This is a genomic window from Kineococcus sp. GCM10028916 (assembly GCF_042674865.1).
Taxonomy (GTDB): domain Bacteria; phylum Actinomycetota; class Actinomycetes; order Actinomycetales; family Kineococcaceae; genus Kineococcus.
Genome location: NZ_JBHTFM010000017.1, coordinates 301270 through 325231 on the forward strand (window position 1 = coordinate 301270; position 23962 = coordinate 325231).

22 protein-coding genes are annotated in these 23962 nt (G+C 74.2%); 9 read left to right on the top strand and 13 right to left on the bottom strand.

The window, feature by feature from the left end:
- Positions 1 to 36 precede the first annotated feature (36 nt).
- The 3 genes from ACFQ46_RS17915 to ACFQ46_RS17925 are packed head-to-tail and all read left to right on the top strand — an operon-like array spanning position 37 to position 3085.
- Complete coding sequence (locus ACFQ46_RS17915; RefSeq protein WP_380260714.1) at positions 37 to 1029, top strand: acyl-CoA dehydrogenase; 993 nt, start codon at positions 37 to 39, stop codon at positions 1027 to 1029.
- Positions 1017 to 2414, top strand: coding sequence for a PIG-L family deacetylase (locus ACFQ46_RS17920; RefSeq protein ID WP_380260715.1), 1398 nt, complete (start codon positions 1017 to 1019; stop codon positions 2412 to 2414). Before ACFQ46_RS17915 ends, ACFQ46_RS17920 begins: the two co-directional genes overlap by 13 nt.
- A complete protein-coding gene (locus ACFQ46_RS17925; protein WP_380260716.1) occupies positions 2411 to 3085 on the top strand; it encodes a glycosyltransferase in 675 nt (224 codons plus the stop codon). The genes ACFQ46_RS17920 and ACFQ46_RS17925 overlap by 4 nt, the downstream gene beginning before the upstream one ends.
- Before the next feature lie 142 nt (positions 3086 to 3227).
- On the opposite strand, the gene ACFQ46_RS17930 is transcribed toward ACFQ46_RS17925, so the two are convergent.
- A complete protein-coding gene (locus ACFQ46_RS17930) occupies positions 3228 to 4436 on the bottom strand; it encodes a zinc-dependent alcohol dehydrogenase (protein ID WP_380260717.1) in 1209 nt (402 codons plus the stop codon).
- Between the two features lie 35 nt (positions 4437 to 4471).
- Positions 4472 to 5356 (bottom strand): Rieske 2Fe-2S domain-containing protein, encoded by an 885-nt coding sequence (locus ACFQ46_RS17935; RefSeq protein WP_380260718.1) that lies wholly within the window; start codon positions 5354 to 5356, stop codon positions 4472 to 4474.
- Positions 5357 to 5440: 84 nt separating this feature from the next.
- Between ACFQ46_RS17935 and ACFQ46_RS17940 the strand changes: the two genes are divergently transcribed.
- Together ACFQ46_RS17940 and ACFQ46_RS17945 are read left to right on the top strand one after the other, a co-directional pair.
- Positions 5441 to 6763 carry a cytochrome P450 gene (locus tag ACFQ46_RS17940; RefSeq protein ID WP_380260719.1) on the top strand — a complete coding sequence of 441 codons (1323 nt, stop codon included), beginning with the start codon at positions 5441 to 5443 and terminating at the stop codon, positions 6761 to 6763.
- Between the two features lies 1 nt (position 6764).
- On the top strand, positions 6765 to 7808 hold the full coding sequence (locus tag ACFQ46_RS17945; protein ID WP_380260720.1) for an NAD-dependent epimerase/dehydratase family protein: 1044 nt from the start codon (positions 6765 to 6767) through the stop codon (positions 7806 to 7808).
- On the opposite strand, the gene ACFQ46_RS17950 is transcribed toward ACFQ46_RS17945, so the two are convergent.
- The 3 genes from ACFQ46_RS17950 to ACFQ46_RS17960 all read right to left on the bottom strand — a co-directional run bounded on the left by ACFQ46_RS17950 (position 7691) and on the right by ACFQ46_RS17960 (position 10397).
- Positions 7691 to 8488: a sigma-70 family RNA polymerase sigma factor gene (locus ACFQ46_RS17950; protein ID WP_380260721.1), complete on the bottom strand. Its 798-nt coding sequence runs from the start codon at positions 8486 to 8488 to the stop codon at positions 7691 to 7693. The genes ACFQ46_RS17945 and ACFQ46_RS17950 overlap by 118 nt on opposite strands.
- Before the next feature lie 99 nt (positions 8489 to 8587).
- Positions 8588 to 9526 carry a glycosyltransferase family 2 protein gene (locus ACFQ46_RS17955; RefSeq protein ID WP_380260722.1) on the bottom strand — a complete coding sequence of 313 codons (939 nt, stop codon included), beginning with the start codon at positions 9524 to 9526 and terminating at the stop codon, positions 8588 to 8590.
- Positions 9519 to 10397 (bottom strand): glycosyltransferase family 2 protein, encoded by an 879-nt coding sequence (locus ACFQ46_RS17960; protein ID WP_380260723.1) that lies wholly within the window; start codon positions 10395 to 10397, stop codon positions 9519 to 9521. The genes ACFQ46_RS17955 and ACFQ46_RS17960 overlap by 8 nt, the downstream gene beginning before the upstream one ends.
- 54 nt (positions 10398 to 10451) lie before the next feature.
- Between ACFQ46_RS17960 and ACFQ46_RS17965 the strand changes: the two genes are divergently transcribed.
- The 4 genes from ACFQ46_RS17965 (at position 10452) to ACFQ46_RS17980 (ending at position 14826) form a co-directional block, all read left to right on the top strand.
- On the top strand, positions 10452 to 11492 hold the full coding sequence (locus ACFQ46_RS17965) for a UDP-glucuronic acid decarboxylase family protein (RefSeq protein ID WP_380260724.1): 1041 nt from the start codon (positions 10452 to 10454) through the stop codon (positions 11490 to 11492).
- A gap of 107 nt (positions 11493 to 11599) precedes the next feature.
- Positions 11600 to 13732, top strand: coding sequence for a catalase (locus tag ACFQ46_RS17970; RefSeq protein WP_380260725.1), 2133 nt, complete (start codon positions 11600 to 11602; stop codon positions 13730 to 13732).
- Between the two features lie 20 nt (positions 13733 to 13752).
- A complete protein-coding gene (locus tag ACFQ46_RS17975) occupies positions 13753 to 13914 on the top strand; it encodes a hypothetical protein (RefSeq protein ID WP_380260726.1) in 162 nt (53 codons plus the stop codon).
- Positions 13915 to 14100: 186 nt separating this feature from the next.
- On the top strand, positions 14101 to 14826 hold the full coding sequence (locus tag ACFQ46_RS17980) for an ANTAR domain-containing protein (RefSeq protein WP_380260727.1): 726 nt from the start codon (positions 14101 to 14103) through the stop codon (positions 14824 to 14826).
- A gap of 10 nt (positions 14827 to 14836) precedes the next feature.
- Here ACFQ46_RS17980 and ACFQ46_RS17985 read toward each other — a convergent pair whose 3' ends face one another.
- The 8 genes from ACFQ46_RS17985 to ACFQ46_RS18020 form a co-directional block, all read right to left on the bottom strand.
- Positions 14837 to 15772, bottom strand: a complete 936-nt coding sequence (locus ACFQ46_RS17985) for a glycosyltransferase family 9 protein (RefSeq protein ID WP_380260728.1) — start codon at positions 15770 to 15772, stop codon at positions 14837 to 14839.
- Positions 15773 to 15794: 22 nt separating this feature from the next.
- On the bottom strand, positions 15795 to 17639 hold the full coding sequence (locus ACFQ46_RS17990; RefSeq protein WP_380260729.1) for a glycosyltransferase: 1845 nt from the start codon (positions 17637 to 17639) through the stop codon (positions 15795 to 15797).
- Positions 17639 to 18610, bottom strand: a complete 972-nt coding sequence (locus tag ACFQ46_RS17995; RefSeq protein ID WP_380260730.1) for a glycosyltransferase — start codon at positions 18608 to 18610, stop codon at positions 17639 to 17641. Before ACFQ46_RS17995 ends, ACFQ46_RS17990 begins: the two co-directional genes overlap by 1 nt.
- Entirely contained in the window at positions 18607 to 19641 is a 1035-nt protein-coding gene (locus tag ACFQ46_RS18000) for a glycosyltransferase family 9 protein (RefSeq protein WP_380260731.1), read from the bottom strand. Before ACFQ46_RS18000 ends, ACFQ46_RS17995 begins: the two co-directional genes overlap by 4 nt.
- A complete protein-coding gene (locus ACFQ46_RS18005) occupies positions 19638 to 21152 on the bottom strand; it encodes an HAD-IIIA family hydrolase (RefSeq protein ID WP_380260732.1) in 1515 nt (504 codons plus the stop codon). The genes ACFQ46_RS18000 and ACFQ46_RS18005 overlap by 4 nt, the downstream gene beginning before the upstream one ends.
- Positions 21149 to 22819: a carbamoyltransferase gene (locus tag ACFQ46_RS18010; RefSeq protein ID WP_380260733.1), complete on the bottom strand. Its 1671-nt coding sequence runs from the start codon at positions 22817 to 22819 to the stop codon at positions 21149 to 21151. Before ACFQ46_RS18010 ends, ACFQ46_RS18005 begins: the two co-directional genes overlap by 4 nt.
- A 187-nt stretch (positions 22820 to 23006) precedes the next feature.
- Entirely contained in the window at positions 23007 to 23465 is a 459-nt protein-coding gene (locus ACFQ46_RS18015) for an SRPBCC family protein (RefSeq protein ID WP_328292919.1), read from the bottom strand.
- Between the two features lie 140 nt (positions 23466 to 23605).
- Entirely contained in the window at positions 23606 to 23932 is a 327-nt protein-coding gene (locus ACFQ46_RS18020) for a DUF3140 domain-containing protein (RefSeq protein ID WP_380260734.1), read from the bottom strand.
- Positions 23933 to 23962: the final 30 nt, after the last annotated feature.

Sequence of the window (23962 nt, forward strand, 5' to 3'; positions counted from 1 at the left end):
GAGCCTCCGCGGCCGGAGATCCGGAGGTTGCCGCCCGTGCCCATCCAGCAGGCCCTCGCCGTGGCGAGCAGTTCCTCGGCGACCGTGCCGCTCCCCGGATCCGGCGACACGTTGCGCCGCTGGCGGTTCCTCGCCGCGTCGGCCGCGGAGGACCTCACGACGGCCCGGATCCTCGAGGCCCACCTCGACGCGGTCGCCATCCTGGCCGAAGCCGGGCAGACCCTTCCCCCGGGAAGCACCTGGGGGGTCTTCGCCGCCGAGTCGGGCACCGTCCGGCTGGACGCCCGCACCGCGTCGGGACGGTGGGTCCTGGAGGGCACCAAACCCTGGTGCTCGCTCGCCGGCGACCTCTCCCACGCCCTCGTCACCGCTCACACGCCGTCCGGTCGCCGGCTGTTCGCCGTCGACCTCGCAGCGGGCCGGGAGAGCGGGGCCGTCGAGGTCGAGGCCGGCGCCTGGCACAGCCGGGGGCTCGTCGAGGTCCCCAGCGGACCCGTGCACCTGCACCGCGCCCCCGCCGAGCCCGTCGGTGAGGCCGGCTGGTACCTGCGGCGACCGGGTTTCGCCCACGGCGGCATCGGGGTCGCGGCCTGCTGGTTCGGGGGTGCCGTGGGCGTCGCCCGCGCCCTGCGGCACGGAACCCGGGACGACCAGCTCGCCCGGTACCACCGCGGGACCGTCGACCTGCGGCTGCGGACCGCCCGGCTGGCGCTGGAGGCGGCCGCCGTGGCCGTCGACGCCGGAGCGGCCACCGGACGGGCCGGCGAGGTGCTGGCCGCGCAGACCCGCGCGATCGTCGCGGAAGCGGCCGAGGACGTCCTGCGGATCGTGGGTCACGCCCTCGGGCCCGCGCCGCTGACCTTCGACGCCGCGCACGCGGCCCGGGTCGCCGACCTCACCGTGTACCTGCGCCAGGACCACGCCGAACGCGACGTCGCCGCCCTCGGCGAGATGCTCGAGGAACCCGGCGAGGAACCCGGCGAGACAGCCGCCCAGGAGACCGAGGAGGGGACGGCATGGCCGTCGTGAACGAGGAACCCGTCGAGTTCACCCACGACGGGGACGGGACACCCGAAGCGGACTGGCTGGCCTGGCCCGGCCTGCGCGACCTCCCGCGGTTGTCCTGGGACGGTGTCGCGCACGTGCTCGTCGTCGCCGCCCACCCCGACGACGAGACCCTCGGCGCCGGTGGGCTCCTCGCCACCGCCGCCGCCCGCGGCCTGCCGCTGGACGTCCTGGTCCTCACCGACGGCGAGGCGTCGCACCCCGCGTCGTCCACCACGACCCCCGACCGCCTCGCCGAGGTCCGTGCCGTGGAGGTCGCTCGCGCCGTCTCCCTGACCGCGCCGGACGCCCGGGTGCACCGGGCGCAGATCCCCGACGGGACCCTGACGGCCGCCCCCGCTCGCGTGCGCGACGCGGTGCAGCACCTGCTCCGGCCCGGGACCCTGCTGATCAGCCCGTGGTCCGGGGACGCCCACCCCGACCACGACACCGCCGGCCTGGTCTGCGCGGAACTGGCCGTCACCGCCGGGGTCCGCTGCCTGCAGTACCCGGTGTGGGCGTGGCACTGGGCGCACCCCGGTGACCACCGGATCCCCTGGACGGCAGGGGTCCGCCTCGACCTCGACCCCGTCGCCCGCGGGCGGAAGAGCGCCGCCCTCGCCGAGCACGTCTCCCAGACGCGACCGTTGTCCGAACTCCCGGGGGACGAGGTCCTGCTGCCGCCCGCCGTCCAGCAGCACTTCGACCGGGACGTCGAGGTCTTCCTGGTCCCCGACGGGCAGGAACTCACCGGGAGCCTCGGCGTGGAGTTCTTCGACGGCTTCTACACCGAGAACGGCGACGACCCCTGGGGTTTCGAGGACCGCTGGTACGAGCAGCGCAAACGTGCCCTCACCGCCGCGGTGCTGCCCCGGCCGAGGTTCGCGTCCGCCCTGGAGATCGGCTGCAGCGCCGGGGTCTTCACCGTCGACCTCGCCGCCCGGTGCGACCGGCTCCTGGCCCTCGACATCGCTGCGTCCGCCGTCCGGCAGGCCCGGGACCGCGTCACCGCCGCGGGTTTCGGTGACACCGTCGAGACCAGGGTGGCCCGGGTCCCGCAGGAGTTCCCCGCCGGTGAGTTCGACCTCGTCGTCCTGTCCGAGGTCGCCTACTACTGCGGACCGGCCGACCTCGCCGACCTCCTCGCCCGGGCCACGGCCGCGTTGAGCGCGGACGGGGTGCTCGTCGCCTGCCACTGGCGACACCTCGTCCAGGGTTACCCGCTGACCGGCGACGAGGTCCACCGCGTGCTGCGCGCCACCCCGGAACTCACCGTCCTCGCCCACCACGAGGAGGAGGACTTCCTGCTCGACGTCCTCGTCCGACCCCCCGCCACCTCCGTCGCCCGGGCCGGTGGACTGACCCCGTGACCGCCCTCGAGCGGATGGTCGTCGTCGTGCCGGCCCGCGACGAGGAGACGACGATCGCCGCCGCCGTCACCTCGGTCCTCGTCGCGGCCGGCCGTCTCGGGATCCCCGTCGACCTCGTCGTCGTGGCCGACCTCTGCCGCGACGCGACCGCCGAGAACGCGGCCGCCGCAGGCGCTCACGTGATCCGCTCCCGGGCCGGCAACGTCGGTGCGGCCCGGGCCGCGGGGGTCGACGAGGCGCTCGCGGGCCTCTCGGCCGGGGAACTCCGTTCGACCTGGATCGCCTGCACCGACGCGGACTCCGTCGTGCCCGGGCAGTGGTTGCCGCACCATCGGCGTGCGGCCGACGCGGGGATCGACCTGCTGCTCGGAACCGTCCGACTCGCAGGGCCCGCCACGCTCCACACCGAGTGGCGGAGACGGTACGCCGCAGGCACCTGCGCCGCGGGCCACCGCCACGTGCACGGCGCGAACCTCGGCGTGCGTGCCTCGACGTACCGGGCCGCCGGTGGGTTCCCGTCCCGGCCGGCGCACGAGGACCGGGAGTTCGTCGACCGGGTCCGCGCGTTGCCGGGCGCGAGCGTCCTGAGTTCCACCGCGCACCCCGTCCTCACCAGTGACCGGCTCCTGGGACGGACCCCCGCCGGTGTCGCCCACGACCTCAGCGCCTGACGCCGCTCACGGGGTGGGGACCAGGGCCCCGTCACCCCTCGGCGACCGCGAGGGACGACACCGCGCCCGCCACGATCCCGGCGAGGGTCGTAGCGAGCGCGGTCCGCAGCGCGAGACCGAGGTGCGGGTGGTGCAGCAGGCGTCAGGGTTCGAGGACGACCTTGATGCACCCGTCGCGCTTGGTCTGGAACATCTCGTACGCGTCCGGGGCGTCCTCGAGCGGGACCCGGTGGGTCGTGAGGTCGTCGATGCCGAGCGGGTCGGTCGGATCCTCGACGATGGGCAGCAGGTCCTCGATCCAGCTCTTCACGTTGCACTGGCCCATGCGGAACTGCAGCTGCTTGTCGAACATCGTCATCATCGGCATGGGGTCCGCCTCACCGCCGTAGACGCCCGACAACGAGACGGTCCCGCCGCGACGGACGGCGTCGACGGCCGTCCGCACGGCCCACAACCGGTCGATCCCGCCGGTCTCCATGACCTTCTGGGCGAGCTTGTCCGGCAGCAGCCCGACGGCGGTCTGGGCCGCCTTGGCCACGGCGCCCTCCGCGCCCCCGTGGGCCTCCATGCCGACGGCGTCGAGGACGGCGTCCGGGCCGCGCCCGTCGGTGCGTTCGCGCAGCTGCGTGGCGACGTCGGAACCACTGCCGTCGGTGAGGTCGATGGCCGTCACCCCGTTGCGGTGGGCCATCTGGCGTCGTTCCTCGACCGGGTCGACGGCGATGACGTCGTAACCGAGGTGCCGGCCGATGCGGGCCGCGAACTGACCGACCGGCCCCAGACCCAGGACGGCGAGGGTGCCACCCTCGGGGACGTCGGCGTACTGCACCCCTTGCCAGGCGGTGGGGAGGATGTCGGAGAGGAACAGGTACCGCTCGTCCGCGAGCCCGTTGTCGCCCTCCCGGCCGACCTTGATCGGGCCGAAGTCGGCGTGCGGGACGCGCAGGTACTGCGCCTGGCCGCCGGGGACGGAGCCGTAGAGGGAGCTGAACCCGAAGAGGGCCGCCCCGGAGCCCTTCTCCCGCACCTGGGTGGTCTCGCACTGCGACATCAGCCCGCGGTCGCACATGAAGCAGTGCCCGCAGGAGATGTTGAACGGGATCACGACCCGGTCGCCCGGGCTCAGGTTCGTGACGGCGGACCCCACCGCTTCGACGATGCCCATCGGTTCGTGCCCCAGGACGTCGCCCTTGGCCATGTAGGGGGCCAGGACCTCGTAGAGGTGCAGGTCGGAGCCGCAGATCGCCGTCGAGGTGATCCGCACGACCGCGTCCGTCGGGTCGACGACCTGCGGGTCCGGGACGTCCTCGACGCTGACCGACCGCTTTCCCTGCCACGTCAGTGCTCGCACGCTGTTCTCCTGTCGTCTCGGTGGTGTTCTCGAAATCAGAGGGGCGGTCCGACGACGCGCGCCAGGACGCGCCCCGCCTCCACCCGGGTCTCGACGACCGGCTGCGGAGCGCTGGCCGGGCCGTCGAGCACCTCACCGTCCGCGAAGCGGAACTCGCTCGCGTGCCAGGGGCAGGTGATGGTCGTCGCAGAACCCGTTCCCTTGACCTCGCCGTCGTGCAGCGGGGCGCCGAGGTGGGTGCAGGTGTCGGTGAGGGCCATGACGGAACCGCCCCGGCGCAGGACGCACAACGGCGCGTCGCCGATCCAGCGCTGTTCCGGGCGACCCTCCGCCAGGTCGTCGAGCGTCCCGATGTCGGAGAACTCCTGCCCGTCGCCGGCCAGGTGGACCAGGTGCTCGGCGTGGTTCATCCCCGCCGCCCAGCGGTAGGCCAGGTGGCCGCCCAGGGCTCCGGCCGCCCCGGCGGCCAGGGTTCCGGCGGTCCGCAGCAGCCGGGCCCGTCGCCCGGCGAACAACGACGCCGTCCACAACGTGGCCGCGACCGCGTTGCCCGCCGCGTGCACGATCGCGGTGCGCTGCTGGTCGGGGTGCAGGTCGACGTAGTCGGCCCACCCGGCGATCGCGGTCGGGGCGACGGTGGCGACGCTCGCGGCGGCGAGCAGTCGCGCGGGGGCGCCCAGAGCCTGCCCTCCCGGGAGCAGCACCGCAGCGGCGTCGAGGACGAACGCCGAGACGGAGGTGCCCACGGGGACCATCGCCATCGCCGGGTGGACGGCGTGACCGGCGGGGCGGCCGTGCAGCAGTCCCCGCACGCGGCCACCGGGCAGCACGCGGTCGGCGACGTCCTTGGCCCGTGCGGCCACCGGGTCGAGGGCCGTCCACCGCGAGGGGGCGTCGAACAGGGAACGCATCAGGGGCATGCGACGGTCCTACGCCTTCCGCCCGGGTTCCGCGCGGTGGAACGGCGAACGTTTCGCGGGACCCGCACGGGGTAGCGAAACCCCATGACCACCTCCCCCGCCCCACCGGGTCGGCGGGCGGCCGCGACGCAGCGGCGTCCCGGACCCGACCTCCTGCTGACCCTCGTGACGCGGGGTTTCGACGGGTTGCCGCGGCTGTCCGGGGCGCCGCTGCCGACCCGTCTGATGGGCCGTCGCGCGCTGCTGCTGCGCGGCCCGCAGGGGGTGCGCACCTTCTACGACTCCTCGCGCACGGCCCGATCGGGGGCGGTTCCCGGCGTCCTGAGCAACGTGCTCTTCGGGCGCGGCGCCGTGCACGGTCTCGACGACGCGGAGCACCGGGTGCGCAAGGAGCTGTTCACCAGCGTCCTGGCCCCGGAGAACGTGCAGTCGTTGCTGACCGAGTCGGGCGCGCAGTGGCGCCGGACGGTGCTGGGGTGGCAGCGCGGTCGCGGCCGGTTCGTGCTGTTCGAGGAGGCCGTGCACGTCCTGGGCCGCTCGGTGCTGCGCTGGTCGGGGGTCTCCGACGGCGAGGACGAGCAGCGGGACACCCGACGCGCGCACGACCTCATGCTGATCGTCGACGGTTTCGGCTCCGCGGGACGGCGCTTCCTCCGGGCCCGCGCCGCCCGGTCCCGCTGCGAGCGGTGGGCCCGGGACGCGGTGCGGCAGGCGCGTGCGGGAGGTGCGGCCGGGAGTTCCGCGCTGGGGGCGATCGCGCACCACCGCGACACCCACGGCGACCTGCTCGACGAGCGGACGGCGGCCGTGGAGCTCCTCAACGTGCTGCGCCCCACCGTGGCCGTCGCCTGGCTGGTCTGCCAGGCCGCGGTGGCGCTGCACGAGAACCCGGACTGGCGCGACATCGTCCTGGCCGCGGACGCGGCCGGGGACCGCGGGGGAGCCGAGGAGCTCGCCGTGGCCGTCGCGCACGAGGTGCGCCGGCGCTACCCCTTCGTCCCGGCGCTGGCCGCGCGCGTGCGCCGGGACGGCGAGGTGGACGGGCAGCGACTGCGCCGCGGCGACCGGCTGGTCATCGACGTCGTGGGGACCCACCGGGACCCCGCCGAGTGGCCGCGCCCCGAGGCCTTCGACCCCGACCGCTTCCTCGGTCAGGGGATGTGTCCGGTCTCGCACGCGTTCCTGCCCCAGGGGGCCGGCGACGCCCGGACCGGGCACCGCTGTCCCGGCGAACCCGCGACGGTCCGCCTGCTGGCCCAGGCCGTCCGGGTGCTGGCCTCGGTGGAGCACCGCCTCCCCGCGCAGGACCTGCGGATGGCGCCCCGACCGGTCCCCTCCCGCCCCGCCAGCGGGTACCTGCTCACCGACGTCCGGTTGCCGGACGAGGACACGATGGGAGGTTGGTGACATGCGCATCGCCATCACCGGAGCCACCGGCAACGTCGGGACCGCCCTGTTGCGTCGTCTCGCCGCCGAGGACGTCGAGGTCGTCGGGATCTGCCGCCGCCTCCCCGAACCCGTCGGGCCCTACTCCGGGGTGCGGTGGGAGAGCCTCGACGTCGCCGGACCCGGTGCGCTGGAACGGCTCACCGACGTCTTCGCCGGCGTCGACGCCGTGGTGCACACGGCGTGGCTGATCCAGCCGGCCCGGGACCCGCAGGAGATGACCAGGGTCAACGTCACGGGGAGCCGGCAGGTCGTGCACGCCGCTCTCCGGGCCGGGGTCCCGCACCTGGTGCACCTCTCCTCGGTCGGGGCCTACGCCACCCACCCCGTCGACGACGCTCCCGTGCAGGAGTCCTGGCCCGCGACGGGGATCCCGCCCTCGCAGTACTCCCGCGAGAAGGCCTTCGTGGAGACCCAGCTGGACGACGTGGAACGGGAGCACCCGGAGCTCCTCGTGACCCGGATCCGGCCCGCCCTGGTGTTCCAGCGCGACGCGGGCAGCGAGATCGCGCGCTACTTCGCCGGGGCGCTGGCACCCACCCGCGCCCTGCGGAGGGTGCCGCTCCCGGCGCTGCCGCTGCCGCGGGGCCTGCGCTTCCAGGTCGTGCACGCCGACGACCTCGCCGACGCCATCGCGCGGGTGCTGCAACGGGCTCCCGGCGGTGCCTTCAACGTGGCCGACGATCCCGTGCTCGACGGGACCGACCTGGCGCACGCCCTCCAGGCGGGACGCGCCCTCCCCGTGAACCGGAAGCTGGTCCGGGCCGCGGCCGACCTCACCTACCGGGCGCACGTGCACCCCGTGCAACCGGGCTGGCTCGACCTCGGGTACGGCGTTCCCGTCATGGACACGTCACGCGCCCGGGAGGTCCTGGACTGGAGACCGGCTCACGCCGCCCGGGACGTGCTGACGGAACTGCTGGAGGGGATGCGGGACCACGCCGGTGCGCCCACCGGGCCGTTGCGCCGGCGGTCGGTCGCGCCCACCTCGCGCACGGGGACCTGATCGTCGAGGAGGCCGCGCAGCCGCCGGAGCAGGTCGCGCAGCAGCCGGGAGACCTGCATCTGGCTCACCCCGAGCACGGTGGCGATCTCCGACTGGGTGGCCTCCTCGTAGAAGCGCAGGTGCAGGATCCGGCGCTCCCGGTCGTCGAGGTCGGAGGTGATGCGGCGCAACGAGAGCAGGTCGTCGATCGTGGCGGTGTCGTCGGTCTCGTCGCGCACGAGGTCGGCCAGCGACGTGTCGTCCGCCTCCCAGGACGCGTCGAGGGAGACGGCCGAGTAGCCGTTCGAGGCCTGCCGTGCGGCCTGGACCTCCGTCACCGTGCACTCGAGCCGCTGCGCGAGGGTCTCGTCCGGGGCGGCGTCCTCGGCCAGGAGGCGCAGCCGCAGCTCCTGCAGGCTGCGCGGCGGACGGACGATCCAGCCGTGGTCGCGGAAGTGGCGGCGGATCTCCCCGGTGATCGTGGGGGTCGCGTACGAGGCGAAGCGGAACCCGGCACCGGGGTCGAAGCGCCGGGCGGCCTTGACGAGCGCGAGACAGGCGACCTGCACGAGGTCGTCCAGGGGTTCCCCGCGGTCGCGGTACTGCGAGGCCAGCGACCGGGCGAGGGGCAGGTGCGCGAGCACGAGGTCGTCGACCGTGCGCTCGTCCAGCACGGTCGTACGGGTCGGGGTGGACGTCACCTTGCAGCCTCCTGAGCCGTCTTCACGGTGGTCAGGGCGGACTGCTACACCCGGTGCAGCACACTCCAGCACCCACCGCGAGCGTCGGCAACCGGAGGGTCAGCGGGAGTAGTTCCGGGACCGGGAGGTGCGCTGGGAGTCCTCCAGCGCCAGGAACCGGGCCTCGGCCCGCGGAGGCAGGACCTTCCGCTCCCGGACGAGCCACGGCAGACCGGCGACGGCGTCGAGGACCCCGAGGACGCTGGTGCGGTCCCTCGGGAGCGTCGACAGGAGGTCCCGGGTCCGTCGGGCCGCGGCGGGCAGGGGCCGGCGCAACCAGGTGAACCACAGGGTGTTCCGGATGCCGTTGCGGCGACGCCGGGTCGACTCGCGCAGTTGCGAGGCCTGGTGGTGGATCTGCAGGTCCTCGACGAAGCAGAGTTCCCAGCCCGCGGCGGCGAGGTCGGCGGCCAGCAGTTCCTCCTCCCCGCCCAGCCACAACCGGCGGGAGAACCCGCCGACCTCCAGGAACGCCGAGCGGCGCACCACCGACGCACCGGCGAGGAAACTCCCCAGCGCGGGGCCGGGCAGGCCGGGTGCGCCCTGCACGGGGGAGTCGCGCAGTTCGGCGACGATGTCGTCCTCGACCGCGCCGGGTTCGACGAGGATCCGGGCCGTGAGGACCGCGATGCGCCCGTCGGCGTCGAGCAGGTCCGCCGCCAGTTCCAGGGAACCCGGGTCCCACCACGTGTCGTCGTCGCAGAACGCCACGTAGGGCGTGGTGGCCGTCGCCACACCGGTGTTGCGCGCGACGGCACCCTGGTTCTCGGGCAGCACGATGACGTCGAGCCGGTCACCGCCGACCGAACCCCGCGGGTGGTGCTCGCGCAGGGCCGCGGCGGTGCCGTCGGTCGACCCGTTGTCGAGCACGAGCACCCGGGGTCGTTCCGGGAGTTCCAGCAGACGACGCACGGCCAGCAGCGCCTCCTCGCGCCGCTGCCAGGTGATGAGGACGACGGTCACCCGGTCGTGGACCGGGCCGGCGGGGATCTCAGCCACGGCCCAGGACCTCCAGCCGGTGCTCCACCGCCGGGGAGGTCCCGCGCCGTTCCCGCAGCGCCGACGGGATCCGGGGCAGGGCGGCCAGCGCACCGCGACGGGCCTCGCCCTCCCGGCGCAGGGCGCCGGCCGTCGAACGGGCCGCGACGGCGAGCGGTCGACGCATCCACGCGGTGAGCAGCGCGTTGCGCTGCAGCAGTTCCCGGCGTTCCGCCGCGGAACCCCGACGGGGCGAGGGGTGGTGGTGGGCGACGACGTCGTCGACGTAGGCCAGTCCCCAGCCGGCGGCCACGAGGTCGTAGGTCACCCGTTCCTCCTCGCCCCCGAAGTGCACGACGCGGTCGAACCCCCCGACGCCGAGGAACGCCTCGCGCCGGACGACGGTGGCGCAGGCGACGAAACCCAGGACGTCGGGACCCGGCAGGTCGGCGCTGCGGCCCCACGGCGCGGAGGCCATGTCCGCGCACACCGGATCGAGGAACTCCTGCGGCCCGACCAGCGTCCGGGCGGCCAGCAGGGCCAGCCGCGGGTGGGCGTCGAACACCTCGCCCGCCCGCTGCAGGGCGCCGGGCGCCCACCACGAGTCGTCGTCCGCGAACGCCACCAGCCCGGTGCGCGCGGCCGACGCCCCGAGGTTGCGGGCCGTGGCCCCGAGGTTCCCGCCGGGTCGCACGAGCCGCAACTCACCCTCCCCGGCCTCGCGGCGACGACGGGCCTCCTGGGCGATCACCTCGAGGCTGTCGTCGGTGGACCCGTTGTCGACCACCACGACCGGGACCTCGTGCCGGGGCAGCGTGCGGCGGAGGTCGTCGGCGCGGTCGCGGGTGGCGACGACCACCGTGACGTCAGGGGCTCCCGGGGCGCTGGCCATGAGGACGACGCTACCGACGCGCGGAACGTCCCGCCCGGTGGTTGCATCGGTTCCGTGTCTGAACTCCCCTACCGCCGTGCCGTCGTCACGGGTGGCGCCGGGTTCCTCGGCAGCCACCTCTGCGAAGCCCTGCTCGAGGCCGGGGTCGAGGTCGTGTGCCTCGACAACTTCCTCACCGGGACACCGGTCAACGTCGCCCACCTCATGGAGCACCCGGGTTTCCACCTGCGCCGGTGCGACATCACCGAGTTCGTGCACGTCCCGGGACCGGTGGACCTCGTGCTGCACTTCGCCTCACCCGCCTCGCCGGTCGACTACCTGAAACTCCCGCTGGAGACCCTCAAGGTCGGCTCGACCGGGACCTGGCACGCGCTCGGGCTGGCGAAGGAGAAGCGCGCGAGGTTCGTGCTGGCCTCGACGTCCGAGACGTACGGGGACCCGCAGGTCCACCCGCAGCCCGAGACCTACTGGGGCCACGTGAACCCCGTCGGCCCCCGTGGCGTGTACGACGAGTCCAAGCGCTACGCCGAGGCGCTGACCACGGCCTACCGCACGACCCACGGCGTGGACACCGCCATCGTGCGCATCTTCAACACCTACGGACCGCGCATGCGGGCCGCCGACGGCCGGGCCATCCCGACCTTCATCCGGCAGGCGCTGGCGGGTGAACCCGTCACGGTCGCCGGGGACGGTGAGCAGACCCGATCGATCTGCTACGTCTCCGACCTCGTCGCCGGCATCCTCGCCCTGGCCGCGAGCGGGCACCCGGGGCCGATGAACATCGGCAACCCGGAGGAGCTCAGCGTGCGGGCCATCGCCGAGGACGTCATCGCGGGCGCAGGGTCGAGCTCCCGCATCGCCTTCGTCGGCCGTCCGGTCGACGACCCCCAGGTCCGGCGACCGGACACGACCCTGGCCCGGACCGTCCTCGGCTGGGACCCGCAGGTGAGCTGGGCCGACGGTCTGGCCCGCACCATGCAGTGGTTCCGCGACGAGCTCGCCGCGGCCGCCCAGGAGGCGGCGCACGCCGCGGGGACCGTGGTGGACCTGCGGGCGTCCGAGCCGGCCGCACCGCTCACCCCCCTCACCGACTGACTCGTTGGACGGGCGATCGGAGGGACCCGGGCCTACGTTCGAGACGCACGGCCAGCAGTCGGAAGCGTCGAGCAGGCGGCGAGCGATCCACCAGGAAGGCACCACCCATGACCCCCGAGCCCGAGCAGCAACTCCGTCGTCGGGCGGACCAGGCGGCGCCCCGGTCCGTGAGTCCGACCGGAGTGGCCTACCAGGGCCCCCAGGCGGGTCGTGATCCTCGGGCGCAGGCAGGGGAACGGCTCACCAGCCCCCAGGGCGTCCGGATCTCGGACACCGACCACTCCCTCAAGGCCGGACCACGGGGACCCGTCCTGCTCGAGGACTTCCACCTGCGCGAGAAGATCATGCACTTCGACCACGAGCGCATCCCCGAGCGCGTGGTCCACGCGCGGGGTGCCGGGGCGCACGGGGTCTTCACGGCCTACGGCAACGCCGCGTCGGTCACCCGGGCGCAGGTGCTGGCCCAGGAGGGTCTGCAGACGCCCGTCTTCGTGCGCTTCTCCACCGTCCTCGGATCGCGGGGGTCGGCCGACACTTCGCGCGACACCCGCGGGTTCGCCGTGAAGTTCTACAGCGGCGAAGGGGTCTGGGACCTCGTCGGCAACAACATGCCGGTCTTCTTCATCCAGGACGCGATCAAGTTCCCGGACATCATCCACGCCGGGAAGCCCAGCCCGGACACCGAGATCCCCCAGGCGCAGTCCGCGCACGACTCGTTCTGGGACTTCGTCTCCCTGCACACCGAGGCGACCCACCACACGATCTGGAACATGAGCGACCGGGGGATCCCGCGCTCCTACCGGACCATGGAGGGCTTCGGGGTCCACACCTTCCGCTTGGTGAACGCCGACGGCGGGACCAGCCTGGTGAAGTTCCACTGGAAGCCCGTCCTCGGGGTCCACTCCCTGACCTGGGAGGAGGCGCAGATCGCGATGGGCGTCGACCCGGACTTCCACCGGCGCGACCTCTCCGAGGCCATCGCCGCGGGCGCCTTCCCGGAGTGGGAACTCGGGCTGCAGGTCATGCCCGACACCGACGAGGAGACGTTCGAGGGGATCGACCTGCTCGACCCGACGAAGCTCGTCCCCGAGGAACTCTGCCCGGTGCAGAAGGTCGGCCGGTTGACGCTGAACGCCAACCCCACGAACTACTTCGCCGAGACCGAGCAGGTCGCCTTCCACACCGGTCACGTCGTCCCGGGCATCGAGTTCACCAACGACCCCCTGCTGCAGGGCCGGAACTTCTCCTACCTCGACACCCAGCTCACCCGCCTCGGTGGGCCGAACTTCGCGCAGATCCCCATCAACCGCCCGCACGCGCCGGTCAACGACAACGTGCGCGACGGGTTCCACCAGCACGCCGTCCACGAGGGCGTCGCCCCGTACACGCCGAACACCCTCGACGGTGGTGCGCCGTTCCCCTCCAGCGCGGAGGAGGGCGGTTACGTCAACATCCCGCGACGGGTCGAGGGGGAGGTCGTCCGCGGTGCACCCGCGTCCTTCGACGACCACTTCACCCAGCCGGCGATGTTCTACGCCAGCCTGTCGCCGGTGGAGCAGACGCACGTCAAGGAGGCCTACACCTTCGAACTCGGCAAGGTCCGTGAGCAGAGCATCAAGGAGCGGATGCTCGCCGTCCTCGCCAAGATCGACACCGACCTCGCCGCGACCGTCGCCACCGGCCTCGGGCTGCCCGCCCCGGCGCAGGACGCGGTGGACCACCTCCCGCCCTCGCCGGCTCTCACCCAGATCACGGGGGAGACGTACCCGGTCGACGGCCGGATCGTGGGGATCGTCGCCGGTCCCGACGCCGACCTCGCCGGCGTCGCCGCCCTCCGCGCGGCCCTGCTCGCCGAAGGCGTGCAGCTCAAGGTGATCGCCCCCGTCGGCGGTGTGCTCGGCGGTGGGAGCGACGCGGAGCAGGTCGTGGAGCGCACCTACGTGACGGCGCGCTCCGTCGAGTTCGACGCCGTCGTCGTCGCGGACGGCGCACCGACCGGAGCCGACGTCAAGGCCGTCGTGCTCCTGCAGGAGGCCTACCGCCAGTTGAAGGCGTTCGGCACGTGGGGCAGCGGTGACGCGGTCCTCGCCGGTGCCGGCATCGGCACCGGGGGCCCCGGGGTCCTGGTGGCCTCGAACGCCGCCGAACTCGCGCCGCCGCTGCTGGCGGCCCTGGGGGCGCACCGGGTCTGGGACCGCTCCGACCTGGTGACCGCCTCCGCCGTCCCGCCCGTCCAGTGAGTCCTACCGAGAGGAACGACGTGTCCACACGACCCGAGGAAGAACCCGGTACCGACGAGGCCGCGGAGTCGCCCACCCTGGACGGCTACGGCAACGACACGGGCTTCGCGCAGGAGGCCGAGGAGGGCGACGAGTCCACCGCCCCCGGTGAGCCCGCCGAGGAGGCGCCTGACCAGACGTGACCGCGTGATCAGGGGCGGGCGGCGTCGTGTAGGTTTTCGGGCGGGTTGAACCTCCAGCCACACGCACGACCGCTCGACCCTGGCCACGTCCACGGGTGACGGAGGCCGTCGAGCAGGCCGTCGTGCCCGCTCCGACCGCACCCCGGCTCCCTGTCGTCGCCGGCGGCGGGCCGGGAGGGAAGACCGATGTCGCTGTCGCTCGATGCGGCGTTCCTCGAGCTGGGCCGCATCCTGCTCGACCAGCCGTTGCCCGCCGTCATGAAGCGGGTCGCGAGCCTGGTCGTGGAGACGGTGCCCAGCGCTGACGACGTCTCGGTGACCTTGATGAGGGGTCCTTCGGCGCACACCGTCGCGTTCCACGGCGACCTCGCCGTCGACCTCGACGAACGGCAGTACTCCCTGGGGTTCGGGCCCTGTCTCGCCGCGGCGCAGGCGGGCACCACCATCCGGATCGAGGACACCAGCGCCGACGAGGTCTTCCCCGACTTCTCCTCCCTGGCGGCGCGGCGCGGGGTGCGCAGCGTCGTGAGCGTCGGCCTCCCCGCACCGGACCGGTCGCTGGGTTCCATCAACGTCTACCGGTTCGGTGTGTCCGCCGACGACGGCCCCGGGGACGAGACGGAGAAGTCGCTGCGGCTCTTCGCGCAGTACGCGGCCGTGGCCCTCGGCAACGCCGCAGCGGTGGCGGAGTCGAACGACCGGGCCGACAACCTGGTCGTCGCGATGCAGTCGAGGGCGGTCATCGAGCAGGCCAAGGGGGTGCTCATCGCACGGCACGGCGTCACGGCCGACGCGGCGTTCGAACTGCTCGCCCGGCGGTCGCAGCACGACAACCGGAAGCTCCGCGAGATCGCCGAGGAGGTCGTGCGGACGGCGGCGAACCGTCCGGCCGGGGGTGGCAGGTCGTCGTGACCCGGGTGGTTCAGGCCGCGGCGAGCAGGTGCCGCACGGCGAGCAGCACCTCCTCGACGCCGATCCGGGCCAGGGTCGGGTCCAGCACCCGCCCGTGCGGATCGCCGACGTAGTCCTCGGCGCCCGCAGGGCCGTGCCAGAGCACGGTGTGCAGATCGGGGTCCAGCGCCGGACCCCACCACGCGGGCGGGGTGGGCCCGAAGAGGAGCACCGACCGCACGGCCAGGGCGGTGGCGAGGTGCGCGGTCCCGGTGTCGCCGGACAGCACCACCCGGGCGGACCCGACGAGCTCGGCCAGTTCGTCCAGGGTGGATGCGCCGCAACGGTTCCGGGCTCCCACCTCGGCGAGGGCCGCACCCCGTGACGCCTCCTCGGCGGTGCCGGTGACCACGACGTCGAGACCGTCGCCGACCAGCGTCGCCACCACCGCGCGCCAGCGCTCGAGCGGCCACCGCCTGGCCTCCGAGGCGGCGCCGGGGTGGACCACGACCGGTCCGGACCCCGGTGCGCCGCGGGGCCGCAGCCGCAGGTCCTCGGGGCCGCACTCCGCGCCCCAGGTCGCGACCAGGCGACACCAGCGGTGGACCTCGTGCTCGTGGCGGACCCACGGCGGCCCGTCGAACCCCGCCGTCGCGAAACCCAGCAGTTCCGCCGGCCCGGTGGCGGCCAGCACCTCGCTGCTGGCCGGTCCGTTGCCGTGCAGGTCCACCGCCAGGTGGCCGGACCCCTTCGCCTGCAGCGGTTCCAGGCCGCTCGTCACCAGGACCTCGTCGACGACGTCGCGTCGGAGCAGGAACCCACCGACCGTGGCGGGCGCGGCCAGCAGTAGCCGGTGCCCGGGGAAGCGGCGGCGCAACCCGCGCAACGCCGGCACCCCGGCCAGCAGGTCCCCGAGCCCGAGGGCGCGCAGGACGAGGAGGTCGGAACCGGTGAGTTCCCGGGTCACACCGCTCCTCCGACGTGCCCGCTCACACCGGCACCCCCGACTCCAGGGCGGTCAGGTCGACCGTTCGGGGCGTCCGCGCAGGGAGGTGCGCCTCGACGGCCACGCAGACGGCGTGCACGGCCATCAGGTGCCCCTCCTGGACGGCCGACGTGCTCGGCCCCGGGAAACCCAGCACGTCGTCGGCGAGTTCGCGCAACGGGCTCGGCCCGTCGGAGGTCAGGGCCCACACCCGGACCCCCAGGGCACGGGCCCGCTCGGCGGCCCGCAGCAGGTTCGCGCTGCGACCGCTGGTGGACACCAGCAGCAGCACGTCGCCCGGTCGTCCATGCGCCTCGACCTGGCGCGCGAACACCTCCTCGACGCCGTAGTCGTTGGCGATCGCCGTGACGGCGGACGTCTCGGCGTGCAGCGCGATCGCCGACAACGGCCGACGCTCCCCGGTGAAACGTCCGACGAGTTCCGCCGTGAGGTGCTGAGCCTCGGCCGCACTGCCGCCGTTGCCCGCGACGAGCAACCGGCCGCCGTGGTCGACCACGGTGACGAGTTCCCGGCCCCAGCGGTCGATGCGCTCGGCCTCGGACTCCAGCGTGCGCACCACCCCCGCCAGTTCGCCGACGTGCGCCCGCAGGTAGTCGCGGGTGCTGGGCGGGGCGGGGTTGTCCGCGAGGAGGAGTTCGTAGGCGGACTCCGTCGCCGCCGCGACCCGGCGCCAGTCGTAGCGTTCCCGTGCGGCGCGCCGCCCGGCCAGACCCATCCGCTCGGCGGTCGCCCGGTCCTCCAGCACCGAGCGCACGGTACCGGCCAGGTCCACGGGATCCACCTGACCCCGTGCGTCGCAAGGCACCAGGCGGCCGGTGACCCCGTCGCGCACGGTGTCCAGCATCCCCCCGACCGCCGTGGCCACGACGGGCAGACCGGCCGCCATCGCCTCCAGGACCGCGATGCCGAAGGGTTCGTACCAAGGGGTGGCGAGCAGCACGTCGGAACTCACGAGCAGACCGGGCAGGTCGTCGGGGGAGACCCGGCCGAGCATGCGCAGCCGGTCGGCGAGTCCGAGTTCCACCGCGACCTTCTGCAGGCGGACGGCCTCGTGGTCCCCGTCGAGGTCGTGGGCGGCCGGACCGCCCGCGACGACGAGTTCCGCGTCCGGCAGCAGTTCCAGCGCCCGCACCGCCGCCTCGACGCCCTTGCGCGGGACGAGACGACCGACGCTGAGCAAGCGGGTCCGGCACCCCGGCCGACGTGGCCCCACCGGGTCCCCGCCGCCTGCGGCGAAGCGTTCGACGTCCACCCCGCAGGGCACGACCTGCACGCGCCGGGGCACCGCCCCCGCGGCCCGCAGTTCCGCGACCTCGTCCCGGCACGTCGCGAGGACGAGGTCGACGTCGCGGGCGAGGTCGCGTTCCACGGCGACCCGCTGCGGCGGAGAGGTGTCCTCGGCGCCCTGGTAGCGGCGCTTCACGCTGCCCAGGGCGTGGAAGGTCTGCACGACCGGAACCCCCAGGGCCCGGGCGGCCGGCAGCGCGGCCGTACCGGACATCCAGAAGTGCGCGTGGACGACGTCGGGCCGCTCCCGCCGCCACGCCCGCAGCAGTTCCTCCGAGAACCTCGGCATGAACGGCGGCAGGTCGTCCTTGGCCACGGGTTCCGCCGGCCCCGCGTCGACGTGCACGACCACGACCCCCGGCCGCAGTTCCACCCGCCGAGGCAGCCCCGGGTCGTCGCGGCGCGTGTGCACCACGACCTCGTGACCGCGGTCGGCCAGCGCCCCCGCGAGCGCCGCGACGTGGACGTTCTGCCCGCCGGCGTCGACGCCGCCGAGCACCGCGAGCGGACTGGCGTGCTCGCTCACCATGGCGATGCGCATCAGGCGGTCACCTCCGCGAGGAGTTCGTCGGCATCGGCGAGGAAGCGCTCGATCCCGAAGGCCGACACGGCGTGCTCCCGCGCGGCGAGTCCGCGTTCGCGGGCTTCGTCCGGGTCCGCCATCCAGCGCCGGGCGGTGGCCAGCAGGACGTCGGGATCGCTGGAGAGGACCCCGGCCGCCGCCGGGACCGCCTCCGGTGCAGCGGTGGCGGGCAGTCCGAGGACGGGCAGGCCGACCATCATCGCCTCGATGAGGGACAACCCCAGGCTCGTCCACCGGTAGGGGTGGAAGTAGGCGCGGTGGGTGCCCAGGACCTCGTGCAGGCGGGCCTGCGGCAGGTCGTCGAGCACCGAGAGGTTCTTGCCCGCGGTGCTCCCCTCCAGCCGCCGCGCGAGGTCGTCCACGCCCATCCCGTGCACCGTGACCGGCAGTTCCTCCGCCAGCGCGACCACGAGGTCGGTGCCGGCCGTGCGCCACCGGCGGGCCGGTTCGTTCACCACGACGGCCAGTGACTCCGACGCGCCGCTGTAGGCGTAGCCGGGGTCGAGGACGCCGTGCTCGAGGACGTGGGTGCGGGCGGAACCGTTGTCCCAGTAAGTGCGGTTGAACTGCGTGACGTGCACGACCGGGACGGCCCGCTGGTCGGCGAGCGGGTGGACGCTGTCCACCGCCCCCGCGCGCGGGGCGTCGTGCTCCACGTAGAGGGCCGGCACGTCGACTCCGGGGCGCCGCCCGGTCCACTCCTCGACGAGGCGCACCTCCTCCGGGCGCTGCAGCACCACCACGTCGAAGTCGATGTCCCGCAGCGCTTCCGGCGACACCTCGACGGCGCTCGTGGGCCAGTCCCAGGTGCGGGCCCGGCCGCGGCCGTCGGGGCCGCGGTCGGGGACGACGGGCAGCAGGTAGTCGTGCCGCCCCTGGACGAAGGCGGTCGTCCACGAACCGTGCACGTGCCAGACGAGGATCCTCACCGGATTCCCTCCACGAGGTCTGCGGTGGTGCGGGCGACGCTCAGCGCGTCGACGGCCGCGACCACCTGGTCGGACGTCACCGAGGTCAGGCAGGGGTGTCCGGGGACCGGGCACTCCCGGGCGCGTGACCCGGCGCAGGGGGACTGCTGGTCGCCCAGCGCGAGGTGGGGGACGCCGTAGGGCGACCACCGGGCGAGCGGGACGACGGGGGAGAACCACGACACGACGGGGGTCGCCACGGCGGCCGCCAGGTGGGCCGGGCCGGTGTTCCCGACGACGACGACGTCGGCCGCCGCCAGGACCGCCGCGAGACCGGCGAGGTCGGTGGCCCCGCCGAGGTCGAGGGCGCCCGGGGACGCCACCGCGGCGGTCAGGGCCCGTTCGCCCGGGCCGCCCGTGACGACGACCTCGCGTCCGCTGCGCCGCAACGCGTCCACGACCTCGACCGCCTGAGCGGGCGACGGCGCGCGGGCGGGGACGGAGGCCCCGGGGTGCACGACGACGAACCGTCTCGGCAGGCCCGGGGGCACCGGTGGGAGCCCCCGCACCCGCAGCCGCCCGTCGTCGCCGGACGGCAGCCGGAAACCCGCCGCGGCGGTGAGGTCGAGGGCGGCCTCGACCTCGTGGCGTTCCGGACCGGACTCCCGGCGGAACCGCACGTCGAGCAGCGAGCCGGGGTAGTCCTCGCTCGCCGCGGCCAGGTGGGGAACCCCGGCCATCCGCAGCAGCAGCGCCAGCGGCAACGGGCTCTGGTGGAAGGAGGTGAACACCACCGCGGCGTCGTAGCGGCGCGAGCGCACGGCGTCCACGAGCTCCGTGACGGCCCCGGGGTCGAGCGCGGCGGGGGCGAAACCGCTCCACGGCGGGTCGAACACGAGCACCTCGCCGACGTCGGGCAGCAACCGCGCGGCGCCGGCCCCGGCGGGCGAGGCCAGCACGTCCACGCGCCCCGAGGCGGCCAGGGCGCGGATCGCCGGACCCGTGAGCAGCACGTCGCCGTCGTTGTCGAGGCGGGCCGCGAGGATCCTCACGGGACCACCAGCTCCGACAGCGAGGGGAGGACCACCGGTGCGGCTTCGACCTCCTCGGGGCGCGTGACGTCGGTGGGGACGAGCACGGCCCGGGCGCCGGCGGACAGGGCCGCCTCGACGTCGGCCCCGATGTCCCCGACGACGAGGCACTCGGCGGGCAGCACGCCCAGGGCGCGGGCGGCGTCGAGGACGAGACCCGGTTCGGGTTTGCGGGTGCGGGAGACGTCGTCGGGTCCGTCGAAGGACACCTGGACGGTGTCGAAGGGGCCGAGGAGCTCGGCGACCCGGGCGTTGACGTCGGCCACCTCGTCCCGGGTCAGCAGCCCGCGGGCGACGCCGGACTGGTTGGTCACGAGGCCGACCCGCAGGCCGTCTGCCCGCAGCGAGTCCAGGAGCTCCCGGGCGCCGTCGACGGGTTTCACCAGGCCCGGGTCGCCGTTGTGCGGCACGTCGTGCACCAGGGTCCCGTCCCGGTCGAAGAGCACCGCCCGGACGGGTGGGGGCCAGGGGGCCGGGGGGTGGAGCCGGGTGGCGACCTCGGCGCGCAGCCGGTGCCAGACGGCGGCGGGCGGGATGGCGGCACTCGTCACCAGCATCCGGCGGACCTCGGCCGCGTCGCGGGGGCCGGGGGCGATGCGCCGCCACGCGAACTCGGCGGTGAGCCCCGCCCACGCGAGGCCGGCCACCCCCGCCGCGCGCCGCTTCCCGGCCAGCGCGGCGGTGACCGCGGTCAGCGCCGCGGCGCTGGTCAGCAGGTGGCCGGGGAGGCGTCCGACCGCGGAGCCCGCCCGCGTGCGCCAGTCCCGGCCGTGCAGGGCGGTCATGAGGACGTCGTCGGCGTTGCCGCGCTGCTGCTTCAGGCTGGCCAGGTCGGGCGCCGGGCGCACCGGGTGCACCGCGAGGTGGTCACCGCGGACGATGCGCCACCCGGCCGAGACGACGCGCAGGCCGAGGTCGGCGTCCTCGCGGAACGCGCGGGGGAACCGTTCGTCGAAACCCGCGACCTGCTCGAGCGCGGAACGGCGGTAGGCCATGTCGGCGGTGATCCACTGCGCGTCGGCGAGCCCGGCGGTCCCGCGTTCCCAGTCCGTCGGCCGGCGGCCGGGCGGCAGCGGGACCCGGATCCGGCCCTGCACGGCGCCGACGTCGGGACCGACCGACCCGAGGTCGTCCGCCAGGCGGGCCGACCAGTCCGGGGGGAGCTCGACGTCGTCGTCGACGAAGGCCACCCACTCGCTGCGCACCCGGCGCCAGCCGGCGTTGCGGGCGGCGGCGGGACCGCGGCCGCCGGAGCGGACCAGGCGCACCTCCACCCCCTGTGCGCGGAGGGCGACGCAGGCGGTCTCGCAGGGGTCCTCGTCCGCGGGCGTACCGCTCCCACGCGTCCGCCGGTCGTCGACGACCACGACGAGGTCGGGTGCGGGTCCGGTCTGCGCGGCGATCCCGTCGAGCAGGACGCGCAGGCTCGGGCGACCCACGGTGGGGACGACGACCGAGAAGCCCACGGTCACCGCCCCTGGGTGAACTGGTTGCGGCGCACCAGGTGCGGCCCGAGGACGAGGACGTCCACCGGGGCGGAACCGAACAGTTCCATGGCGTCGCGCGGGTCGTCGACCATGGGCCGCCCCGCGGTGTTGAGGCTGGTGTTCACGACGACGGGCAGACCGGTGCGCTCCTCGAAGGCCCGCAGCAACGCCGCGATGTGCGGGGTGCGGTCGTCGTGGATGGTCTGGATCCGGGCCGTCCCGTCGACGTGGACGACGGCCGGGATGCGCTCGCGCCACTGCGGGTCGACGTCGTGCACGAACAACATGTAGGGACTCGGGACCGGGCCGCCCGAGAAGATCCCGGCGGCACGGTCGGCGAGCACCATGGGCGCCACGGGGCGGAACTGCTCGCGGCCCTTCACGTCGTTCAGCCGTTCCAGGTTCTCCTTCCGGCCCGGGTGCGCGAGCAGCGAGCGGTGGCCCAGCGCGCGCGGGCCGAACTCCGCACGCCCGTCGAACCAGGCGACGACGCCGTCGGCGGCCAGGACGTCCGCGACCTCCCCGGCCAGGTCCGCCGGGGTGGTGAACGGGAGCCGGGCCGTCGTGAGCCACTGCGCCAGTTCCTCGTCGGACCACGAGCGACCCAGCGCGACGTGCTGCAGCGGGGCGACGAGTTCCCCCGCGTCCGCGGACAGCTGCAGCGCCGCGCCCAGCGCGGTGCCGGAGTCCCCCGCGGCGGGCTGCACGTAGACCTGCTCGAAGGGGGTCTCCCGCCAGATGCGGGAGTTCGCGACGCAGTTCAGCGCGGTCCCGCCGGCCATGGTCAGGACGTTGTCACCGGTCTGGGCGTGCAGCCAGGTCGCCACGTCCACGAGCGTCCGCTCCAGGACCTCCTGGACGCTGGCGGCGAGGTCGGCCTGCCCGGAGTCCTCCCGCGGGTCCCACTGCTCACCGTCGGCCAGCGCAGCGGCCCACCGGGAGAAGTCCGGGACCTTGGCGACGAAACCGCCGTCACCCGTGGCGTGGACGAACTCGGCGATCTCGTCGGCGAACCGGGGTTTCCCGTAGGAGGCGAGCGCCATCACCTTGTACTCGTCCGAGGAGTGGGTGAACCCCAGGTGGCGCGTGAGGTCCTCGTAGACGAACCCCAGGGAGTGCGGAAGTCGGTTCTCGTGCAGCACTTCCAGGACACCACCGCGGTAACGGCCGGCGAGGGAGGAGATGCGTTCGCCGCGGCCGTCGACGGTGAGGACGCTGCTCCCGCCCGCGCGGGCGGCCTCCGGCGAGGCCAGCGCGGCCGACGCCGCGTGCGCGACGTGGTGGGGGACGAACCGCACCTTCGCGGGGTCGAGCCCGGGCAACGCGGTGGCGATGGCCTCAGGGGCCCGTTCGGCGTAGCGGGTGCGGATGGCGTCGTCCGGGTCGCCGAGGTCGAGTTCGGAGCTCGGCAGGACCAGCCGCGGGTCGTAGGAGTAGCCCACGAGGTCGAGGTCGGCGGCCGTGAGGCCCGCCGCCCGCAGCGCGTGCCCGATGGCGAGATCCGGGAGTTCCCAGGTGGCGTAGGGGACGGGGCGCTTGCCGTGCTTGCGCCGGCTGAAGCGTTCCTCCTCGGCGGCGAACACGACTTCCCCGTCCACGACCAGCGCGACGGCGGTGTCGTGGAAGACGGCGTTGATCCCCAGGATGCGCATGGCGGCGGCCTCTCGACGTGTCGAGGTCGATCGCCCACTGCTCGAGCGGCGGCGCGTGATCAACGCGCACGGGGAGCACCCTGCCAGAGCCCCACCGGACGTGCACGCCAGGAGGGGCCGGGTACGCGAACGGCCCGGCACCCCGAGGGGGGCCGGGCCGTTGCGCGCGGGGGTCAGATCGCGAGGATCAGGTGGCGGGGGTGACGTCTCCGCGCCACGCGCCGGTCTCGCCGCCGCGGGACTCGATGAAGGCCTTGAAGCGCTTGAGGTCGGCCTTGATCTGACGGTCGTCGGCGCCGATGGCGGCCCCGGCCTTCTCGATCAGGCCCTCGGTCTCCCAGTCCAGCTGGACGGTGACGCGCGTCTCGTTGTCGCCGAGGCGGTGGAAGGTCACGACTCCGGCGTGCTCCTTGCCGTCGACGCTCTTCCAGGCGACCCGCTCGTCGGGGTGCTGCTCGGTGATCTCGGCGTCGAACTCACGCTCGACCCCGGCGATCTTCGTGACCCAGTGGGTGTGCGTGGAGTCCGTCTGCGTGATCCGCTCCACGCCGCCCATGAACTCGGGGAAGGACTCGAACTGGGTCCACTGGTTGTACGCGGTGTGGACCGGGACCGAGACGTCGACGGTTTCGATGACACTGCTCATGCGGTGCTCCTCCTGCGGCGTCGTGGGACGCCGACTGGATCGAGGTCTTCTGCGGTGCACCCTGAACTGCGGGCGCCTGTGTCCACAGTGCCCACGACCGCGTCGGCCCGCATCCTGAACCGGTCGTGTTCGCCGGATCTTCACTTCAGCGGGTCGTTGCCCCAGTTCATGAGGGAGTAGCGCCACTTCGTGTCCGTGACGTCGCCGTCGGGGCGCTGCTTCGAGTGCCGGGCGACGTAGCCGGCCACCTTGCGCATGTGCTCGTAGTCGGCGTCGGTGCGGTCCCCCTTCTTCCCACGGAGGATCTCGACGATGCGCCGGCCCGAGTGGTGCCCGACCGATTCGCCCTCACCCACCCCGACGGACTTCGACTCCTCGGTGGCGAGCCAGTCCTCGAGTTCCTTCGGGGTCATGTTCACGGCGTCGTCGAAGCGTTGCGCGACGTCCTTCTTCTCGTCGTCGTCCATGTCCTCCAGCGTGCAGTTCCGTCGCCACCT

Coding starts and splice junctions, on each gene's coding strand:
- ACFQ46_RS17920 (WP_380260715.1), top strand. CDS start 1,017: ATGGCCGTCGTGAACGAGGAACCCGTCGAGTTCACCCACGACGGGGAC.
- ACFQ46_RS17935 (WP_380260718.1), bottom strand. CDS start 5,356: ATGCCCCTGATGCGTTCCCTGTTCGACGCCCCCTCGCGGTGGACGGCC.
- ACFQ46_RS17940 (WP_380260719.1), top strand. CDS start 5,441: ATGACCACCTCCCCCGCCCCACCGGGTCGGCGGGCGGCCGCGACGCAG.
- ACFQ46_RS17945 (WP_380260720.1), top strand. CDS start 6,765: ATGCGCATCGCCATCACCGGAGCCACCGGCAACGTCGGGACCGCCCTG.
- ACFQ46_RS17960 (WP_380260723.1), bottom strand. CDS start 10,397: ATGGCCAGCGCCCCGGGAGCCCCTGACGTCACGGTGGTCGTCGCCACC.
- ACFQ46_RS17970 (WP_380260725.1), top strand. CDS start 11,600: ATGACCCCCGAGCCCGAGCAGCAACTCCGTCGTCGGGCGGACCAGGCG.
- ACFQ46_RS17980 (WP_380260727.1), top strand. CDS start 14,101: ATGTCGCTGTCGCTCGATGCGGCGTTCCTCGAGCTGGGCCGCATCCTG.
- ACFQ46_RS17990 (WP_380260729.1), bottom strand. CDS start 17,639: ATGCGCATCGCCATGGTGAGCGAGCACGCCAGTCCGCTCGCGGTGCTC.
- ACFQ46_RS18010 (WP_380260733.1), bottom strand. CDS start 22,819: ATGCGCATCCTGGGGATCAACGCCGTCTTCCACGACACCGCCGTCGCG.
- ACFQ46_RS18015 (WP_328292919.1), bottom strand. CDS start 23,465: ATGAGCAGTGTCATCGAAACCGTCGACGTCTCGGTCCCGGTCCACACC.
- ACFQ46_RS18020 (WP_380260734.1), bottom strand. CDS start 23,932: ATGGACGACGACGAGAAGAAGGACGTCGCGCAACGCTTCGACGACGCC.